This is a genomic window from Roseateles sp. P5_B10 (genome assembly GCF_056400485.1).
In genome coordinates this window covers 1-7,355 of sequence record NZ_JBFULE010000218.1, presented here as the reverse complement: position 1 = coordinate 7,355, position 7,355 = coordinate 1, and the positions used below count along the sequence as shown (strand labels likewise).

General features: G+C 69.4%; 9 protein-coding genes. 3 read left to right on the top strand and 6 right to left on the bottom strand.

Features of this window, described 5'->3' with window-relative positions; all coding sequences use genetic code 11:
• The 5 genes from AC1DU6_RS14815 to AC1DU6_RS14795 all read right to left on the bottom strand — a co-directional run.
• Positions 1-251: hypothetical protein (locus AC1DU6_RS14815; protein ID WP_477857978.1), on the bottom strand; the 251-nt coding region annotated here is incomplete at its 3' end.
• Between the two features lie 4 nt (positions 252-255).
• The gene (locus tag AC1DU6_RS14810) at positions 256-1,041 is read right to left on the bottom strand and encodes an enoyl-CoA hydratase/isomerase family protein (protein ID WP_477857976.1); all 786 of its coding nucleotides are present in this window, start codon (positions 1,039-1,041) and stop codon (positions 256-258) included.
• Complete coding sequence (locus tag AC1DU6_RS14805; protein ID WP_477857974.1) at positions 1,038-1,559, bottom strand: GNAT family N-acetyltransferase; 522 nt, start codon at positions 1,557-1,559, stop codon at positions 1,038-1,040. The genes AC1DU6_RS14810 and AC1DU6_RS14805 overlap by 4 nt, the downstream gene beginning before the upstream one ends.
• 40 nt (positions 1,560-1,599) lie before the next feature.
• Positions 1,600-2,394, bottom strand: coding sequence for a M48 family metalloprotease (locus AC1DU6_RS14800; RefSeq protein WP_477857972.1), 795 nt, complete (start codon positions 2,392-2,394; stop codon positions 1,600-1,602).
• Positions 2,394-4,001 carry a carboxyl transferase domain-containing protein gene (locus AC1DU6_RS14795; protein WP_477857970.1) on the bottom strand — a complete coding sequence of 536 codons (1,608 nt, stop codon included), beginning with the start codon at positions 3,999-4,001 and terminating at the stop codon, positions 2,394-2,396. Before AC1DU6_RS14795 ends, AC1DU6_RS14800 begins: the two co-directional genes overlap by 1 nt.
• Positions 4,002-4,164: 163 nt before the next feature.
• Between AC1DU6_RS14795 and AC1DU6_RS14790 the strand changes: the two genes are divergently transcribed.
• A complete protein-coding gene (locus AC1DU6_RS14790; protein ID WP_457320116.1) occupies positions 4,165-4,857 on the top strand; it encodes a TetR/AcrR family transcriptional regulator in 693 nt (230 codons plus the stop codon).
• Here AC1DU6_RS14790 and AC1DU6_RS14785 read toward each other — a convergent pair.
• The gene (locus AC1DU6_RS14785) at positions 4,854-5,135 is read right to left on the bottom strand and encodes a hypothetical protein (RefSeq protein WP_056205081.1); all 282 of its coding nucleotides are present in this window, start codon (positions 5,133-5,135) and stop codon (positions 4,854-4,856) included. The genes AC1DU6_RS14790 and AC1DU6_RS14785 overlap by 4 nt on opposite strands.
• A gap of 75 nt (positions 5,136-5,210) precedes the next feature.
• Here AC1DU6_RS14785 and AC1DU6_RS14780 point away from each other — a divergent pair, with 75 nt between their 5' ends.
• Together AC1DU6_RS14780 and AC1DU6_RS14775 are read left to right on the top strand one after the other, a co-directional pair.
• On the top strand, positions 5,211-6,839 hold the full coding sequence (locus tag AC1DU6_RS14780; RefSeq protein WP_457320114.1) for a FecR domain-containing protein: 1,629 nt from the start codon (positions 5,211-5,213) through the stop codon (positions 6,837-6,839).
• A partial coding sequence (locus AC1DU6_RS14775; protein ID WP_477857967.1) for a CHASE2 domain-containing protein occupies positions 6,836-7,355 on the top strand: 520 nt, incomplete at its 3' end. The genes AC1DU6_RS14780 and AC1DU6_RS14775, both read left to right, overlap by 4 nt.

The window sequence follows — 7,355 nt, the reverse complement described above, 5'->3', positions numbered from 1 at the left end:
ACCACGGTCTCCGCCAGGCCCTGGGCCTTGTCGTCCGGGATCTCATAGAAATCAGCGGAGATGATGATGGCGGCGCCATCCTCGTCCGAGAAGAAGTTCAGCGTGTCGTCGTCCTGCACCGGCAACTGGCGCCAGCGGGCCGCCAGTTCCAGCAGGAACTCCGAATAGGCGTACTCATGCCGTGCCTCGGGCGCGGCCGGAACCGGCGCCGCAGACGGCGTCAGAGAGAAGGAGTACTTGAGGATGGCCATGGGCTCAGGCGCCCAACCAGGACGGCTTGGTCTTGGTCAGGAAGCTCTGCACGCCCTCGCGGCCCTCGGCGCTGGCGCGGATGTCGGCGATGCGGCGCGCCGTGTTTTCGCGCAGCTCGGGCGTGATCTCGCGGCTGGCCACGTCTTTGACGAGCTGCTTGCAGGCGCGCGCGGCGGCGGGGCCGTTGGCGGTGACGGCGGCGACGAGTTCATCGATCTTCGTGTCCAGCGCATCAGCGGCGACAACCTCGTGCACGAGGCCCAGACGCCTCGCTTCGTCAGCGGCAAAGCGCTCCGCCGTCACGAAATAGCGCCGCGACGCCTGCTCGCCCAGGGCCTTGACGACATAGGGGCCGATGGTGGCCGGCAGCAGGCCCAGCTTGGCCTCGCTGAGGCAGAAGCCCGCTGTGTCCACCGCGACGACGATGTCGGCACAGGCCACCAGCCCCACGCCGCCCGCATAGACGTCGCCCTGCACGCGAGCGATCACCGGCACCGGGCAGCTGTAGATCGCCCACAGCATGTCGGCCAGCTTGGTGGCATCGGCATGGTTCTCGTCCCAGGAGTAGCCAGCCATCGCCTTCATCCAGTTCAGGTCGGCGCCAGCGCAGAAGGCCTTGCCCTCGGCGGCCAGCACGATGGCGCGCAGGTCGGCGCGCTGGCCCAGGTCGGTGAAGGCGGCGGTCAGCTCGGCGATCAACACCTCGTTGAAGGCGTTGCGAACCTCGGGGCGGTTCAGCGTGACGCGGGCGACATGGCCCGTGGTCGTGACGGTCAGGCAGGTGTTCATGGCAGTGCTCTTCCGTGCGGGATTGTCCGGCCGGCCTCACCAAGCGGCTTGCACATCAGCACGGATCCATACGTCTTGCCCTGCCACTGCACGCCGCCGACGGTGGCATAGCCGCGGCGCTCGTAGCGGCGGCGTAGCGCGACGGCGGGCTCGGCGGTGTCCAGCGCGAGCCGGGCGAAACCTTGTTCGCAGGCCCAGGCCTCGGCGGCATCCATCAATCGCTCGGCGATGCCTTGACCGCGGCAGTCCGGATGGACGGCCAGCTGGGACAGGATGGCTGTGCCAGCCGTCGTGTACAGCGGTGGCGGCGGGTCGGCGATGTAGGCCTCGCCGGCAGGCTTGGGGCCGCGCACGGCGACCGTGCCGACGAAGCGGCCGTCCCGTTCGGCGACGAAGCCCTGGGCGCCGGCCAGGCGTTCACGCGTCATGTCGACGCTCTGGTCTACGGCTGTGAAGTTCCAGCCTTGGGCCGCGAGGCTGGCGTAGGACAGGTGCAGCAGCGTGGTGAGCGTTTGCATGCAGTCATTGCTGCTCAGCGGGCGGATGGTGACCATCTCGTCATCTCTTCAGCATTCGGGCTGGGTTGGGCTTGCCGCAGGCGCGGCTGAGCAGGGCCGTATCGAGCTGACGTGCGGCTTCATCGTGCGACAGCTCGTAGCGAGGCAGCAGCCGTTCAGTGGCGGGCCAGGGTGGCTGCGATGCGGCGGCGGCGCGGCAGAAGCTGTGTGCCACCCGGGCCGCGTTGGCATGTCGGCGTGCGTTTTCGGGGTGGGTGGGCCCGCCATGCGATTTCATGCCGGGAATGCGTTGACTGGCCGTGCGCCAGAGTGCCGCGCCGCGATGCACGTCGTACCCCGCCAGGCCGGCAAATACCAGGCCGAGCGTGTCGGCGTCCAGCTCCTGGGCGCGCGGGTCTTGAGGAGTGTCTGCGTGAGGCTCGATACCGAACTGTTCATTGAGCGACAGCAGCATGGCTTGCGCCTCGTCCGGGCCTTTGGCGCTCTGCTGGCGCATTCTGAAGATGCCGTGACCCAGCACCACATGCGCCAGCTCATGGCCCATCGCTGCGGCGAGTTCGTCCTCAGACAGCACCGCCAGCAACTCATCGGAGATGCGGGTCATGTCGAACACCGCGAACGCGTTGCCTGCGCCGATCGGCCCCACGCTCTCGAAGGACACGGTGCAGCGGCGCTGGCCCTGCGCGTCGATTTCCGCCAGACGGCCGCACCACGGCGACGCGGCATGGCGCAGCGCGGCGTCCACGCGCCGCAGGTCTTCCTGCGTGGCGGCGTTGGCAGCAACGGTAAGGCTGACCAGCAACGAGGTCAGCGTGGAGCGCAGGCGTGGCGTCATCACATCCGAAACACGCCGAACTTCGTTTCAGGGATGGGCGCATTCAGTGACGCCGACAGCCCCAGCGCCAGCACACGGCGCGTGTCGGCCGGGTCGATGACGCCGTCGTCCCACAGCCGTGCCGACGCGTAGTACGGATGCCCCTGATCCTCGTACTGCTGGCGCAGCGGTGCCTTGAAGGCTTCCTCTTCGTCGGCGCTCCAGGTGCCGCCCTTGGCCTCGACGGCGTCGCGGCGGATGGTGGACAGCACGCTGGCCGCCTGCTCGCCGCCCATCACCGAGATRCGSGCATTSGGCCACATCCAMAGGAAGCGCGGSGWATAGGCSCGGCCGCACATGCCGTAGTTGCCGGCGCCAAAGCTGCCGCCAATGATGACGGTGAACTTGGGCACCTGGGCGCAGGCCACGGCGGTCACCATCTTGGCGCCAGCGCGGGCGATGCCGTCGTTCTCGTACTTGCGGCCCACCATGAAACCGGTGATGTTCTGCAAGAAGACCAGCGGGATCTTGCGCTGGCAGCACAGCTCGATGAAGTGGGCACCCTTGTTGGCGCTCTCGGCGAACAGGATGCCGTTGTTGGCGACGATGCCGACCGGCATGCCCTCGATGTGGGCAAAGCCACAGACGAGCGTGGCGCCGTAGCGGGCCTTGAACTCATCGAACTCCGAGCCGTCGACGATGCGGGCAATGATCTCGCGGATGTCAAAGGGCTTGCGGGTGTCGGTGGGGATGACGCCATGCAACTCGGCCGGGTCGTGGGCCGGCGCCTTCGGTTCCAGCATAGCGAGCGGATTGACCTTGCTCCAGTTCAAGCGCGCGACAGACTGCCGCGCGATGGCCAGCGCATGCGTGTCGTTGTTGGCCAGGTGGTCGGCCACGCCCGACAGGCGGGTGTGCACGTCGCCGCCGCCCAGGTCCTCGGCCGTGACGACCTCGCCGGTCGCGGCCTTCACCAGCGGCGGGCCGCCCAGGAAGATGGTGCCCTGGTTCTTGACGATGATGGTCTCGTCGCTCATCGCCGGCACGTAGGCGCCACCGGCCGTGCACGAGCCCATGACGACGGCGATCTGCGGGATGCCTTCGGCGCTCAGGTTGGCCTGGTTGAAGAAGATGCGCCCGAAGTGGTCGCGGTCGGGGAACACTTCGTCTTGATTCGGCAGGTTGGCGCCTCCGCTGTCCACGAGGTAGACGCAGGGCAGGCGGTTCTGCGCGGCGATSTCCTGCGCGCGCAGATGCTTCTTGACGGTGATGGGGTAGTAGGTGCCGCCCTTCACGGTCGCGTCGTTGCAGACGATGACGCATTCGACGCCCGACACGCGCCCGATGCCGGCGATGACACCGCCGCCGGGCGCGGCGTTGTCGTACAGGTTCAGGCCGGCCAGCGGCGCCAGTTCGAGGAAGGGCGTGCCCGGGTCCAGCAGCATCTCGACGCGGTCGCGCGGCAGCAGCTTGCCGCGGGCCGTGTGCTTGGCGCGCGCGGCGTCGCCGCCGCCCTGGGCGATCTTGGCGAGCTTGGCGTTCAGGTCGTCAATGAGGCCGCGCATCGCGTCCGCATTGGCCTTGAAATCGGCCGAGCGGGGGTTGAGCTGGGTATTGAGGACCGGCATGGTGTCTCCGCGAAGCCCATGCTCGAGTCAACGACTAAGCAGGGCTCAACTTATTGATTGACGGCCTCGTGAGCCGCGTGAGGGGCGCCAGAATAATCCAGGGTGAACACGGATGCAATGCCGACTTGAGTGTTACTCAAGAATTGCGCAGAATGCGACCTCGATGACCACCGTCGCCGTCACGCCCCAGCGCAGATCCCCCGCAGGCCCCAAGGCCGAGCAGCGCGTGCGCGACATCCTGCGCGTGGGCCGCGAGGTGTTCGCCGAGCGCGGCTACGAGCGCGCGACGACGACCGAGATCGCCCAGCGCCTGGCCATCTCGGAGGCCACCGTCTTCACCTATTTCCGCGGCAAGCGCGAGCTCTGCATGCGCGTCATCCAGGACTGGTACGACGAGATCATCGCCGCCATCGAGGCTGGCCTGCCGCGCCAGGCTTCGGTGCGCGAGCAGCTGGAGTTCGTCGTGCTGACGCATCTGCGCCTGTTCCTGATCCAGGGCACGGGGCTGTGCGCGCTGGTGCTGTCGGAAGGCAGAACCAAGGGCCAGGACCTCGGCGAAGGCTTCGTCGAGCTGCAGCGGCGCTACACCGCGCCGCTGATGGAGCTGCTGGCGCGCGGCCAGGAGGCCGGCGAGGTGCGGCGCGACATCCCGCTGCGCCTGCTGCGCTCGCTGGTGTTCGGGCCGATGGAGCACATGCTGTGGGAGGTGGTCATCACCGGCCGCCAGATCGACGTGGAGGCCAGCGCGCGTGACCTCGTCGCCCTGCTGTGGCCGGCGCTGCAGGCACCCGACCAGGAGCTGCAGCGGCTGCGCCGGCTGCGTGGGCAGCTGCAGGATGCGTTGGCTCAGGCCTAACGCGTCCAGGCCTGCACGAGCACCGTCTCGCAGACCTTGAACAGCAGCCAGGCCGCCATCGCCGCCAGCGTCGAGGCGATCAGCTCGGCCAGTTGCCGCAGCCCGCCGTCCTGCAGGCCCTGCCAGCCGTAGTTCGACAGCAGGGCTGCGTTTGCGCTCACCAGCCGCACCAGGTCCAGGGTCAGCAGGCCGAAGACGACAAAGCTCAGCACCATCAGCCCGAAGCAGGCGAAACGGTGCCGGCGCAGCCAGCCGGTAAAGGCCGAGATCGTGAACATCGCACGCCCTCCTCGTGGTGTCGCTCATTCTCAGGTATGACTAGGATGCACCCTGCTGCCAGGGAAGGGGCTCCGATGAATGCACTGAGAGTCTGGCTCGCCACGAGCCTGCTGCTGCTGGGCTGCGCCTTGGCGCGCGCGCAGACGGAGGCGGCCGACGCCGACTGGCGCTACCGCATCCAGCCCGGTGACACGCTGATCACACTGACCGACGCCTGGCTGGCGCCGCCCAAGACCTGGCGCGACCTGCAAAAGCTCAACCGCGTGCCTGACCCGCTGCGGCTGATGCCCGGCTCGACCCTGCGCATGCCCGTTGCCTGGCTGCGTCGCGAGGCCAGCGTCGCCGAGGCTGTGTTCGCACGCGGCCAGGTCACGCGCCAGCGTGGTGCGGCGAGCGAAGCCCTCACCGCCGGCGCGACGCTGCAAGGCGGGGACCGCATCAAGACCGGCGCTCAGTCCAGCGCCAGCCTGCGTTTCGCCGATGGCTCGCGGCTGCTGATCCCGCCCGACAGCGACATCACGCTGGACCAACTGCTGGTGCTGGGCCGCGGCGCCATCCCCGCGGTGCGCATCGGCGTGCAGCAGGGCGGTGCGGACAGCCGCGTGACGCCCAACGCACAGCGCGTGCCGCTGTACGAAGTGCGCACGCCGCATGTGAACCTGGGYGTGCGCGGCACCGAGTTCCGCGTGCAGACGGCGGGTTCGCAGAGCCGCATGCAGGTGCTGTCCGGCGCCGTGCATGCCGGTGGCCTGGGCCCCGACGTGGCGAGCGGCCAGGGCCTGCTCGCCGACGGGGCAGCGCGCAGCGTCGCGCCGCTGCTGCCGGCGGCCGATCTGAGCGGCCTGGTGCCCGTGACGGAGCGGCTGCCGCTGCACATGGCCTGGGTGGGTGGTCCGGCCGGCGCTGCCACCTGGCGCGTACAGCTCTACGTTGGCGGTGACTTCGACCGCCTGCTGCTGGATGACGTCGTGGGCGAGCCGGCCGTCACCTGGCCCGAGGCGCGCGAGCTGGCCGACGGCGACTACACGCTGCGCGTGCGCGCCATCGACGCGCGCGGCCAGGAGGGCGCCGCGGCCGATGCAAGCATCCGCCTGCAGGCCCGGCCCGAGCCACCCTTCATCCAGGCGCCTGCGTCGGGTGCAGTCAGCTACACCGGTGGCATGGCCTTCGCCTGGACGCGCAACACGGTGGCGCCAAATGTGCGCCTGCAGATCGCGCGGGATGCCGGCTTCAAGGACCTGGTTCTGCAACCCTCACCCATTGACGGCGCGAACTACGACGCCCGACTGCCCGACGGCCTCTATCACTGGCGCATCGCCTCCGTCGAAGCGGGCGGCCGTGCCGGGCCGTTCGGCGACCCGCAAACCTTCGAGATCAGGCCGCCGCCGCCCGCGCCACCGCCGGCCGAGCCGGAGGTCAGCGGCGACCAGTTGAAGCTGCGCTGGCGGGCCGACCCGGACGTCACGCGCTACGAACTGGAATGGTCCAAGACCGAGACCTTTGACGGCGCGGACGTGCAGCGCTTTGCAACGGACAAGCCCGAGCTCGCGATCCCGAAGCCATCGCCGGGCAAGTACTTCTTGCGCGCCAAGGCCTTCAACGCCGCCGGCGCGGCAAGCCCCTGGGGCCAGACGCAGATGATCGAGCAGCCCTATCCGCGCTGGCTGTGGCTGYTGCCCTTGCTGCTGATCCCCGTCCTTTGAAACGCTGGCCCTGGCTCGCCCTGCCCGGAGCACTGCTGCTCTGGGCGCTGCTGAGCCTGACCGGCGCGCAGCCGCGTATCGACCGCGCCATCGGCGACCTGTTGCTGCGTGCCGCCGCGCCCGCGGCACCGCCACCCACCAGCGTCATCGTCGACATCGACGACGCCTCGCTGCTTGTGCTGCGCCAGCCCCTGGGCGAGTGGCCCTACTCGCGCGAGGTCTATGCGCTGATGCTGGACTACCTCGGCCAGGCCGGTGCCCGCCTCGTTGTCGTCGACATCGTCTTCGCCGGCCCGCGTGAGGGCGATACACGGCTGGCGCAGACCTTGGCCGCCGGCCCGCCGACGGTGCTCGCGGCTGCCGGCCTGGCGACGCGCCAGCGCGCCGGCGTCGAACTCGCGCCAGCCAGTGCGGCCGAGCAGCGCGCGCTGACCCGCCTGGGCGCGGCCCATGCGCCGGGCCTGGACTGGGACGCGCTGACGGCCCCGGCCGATGCACTGCTGGACGCGCTCGCCG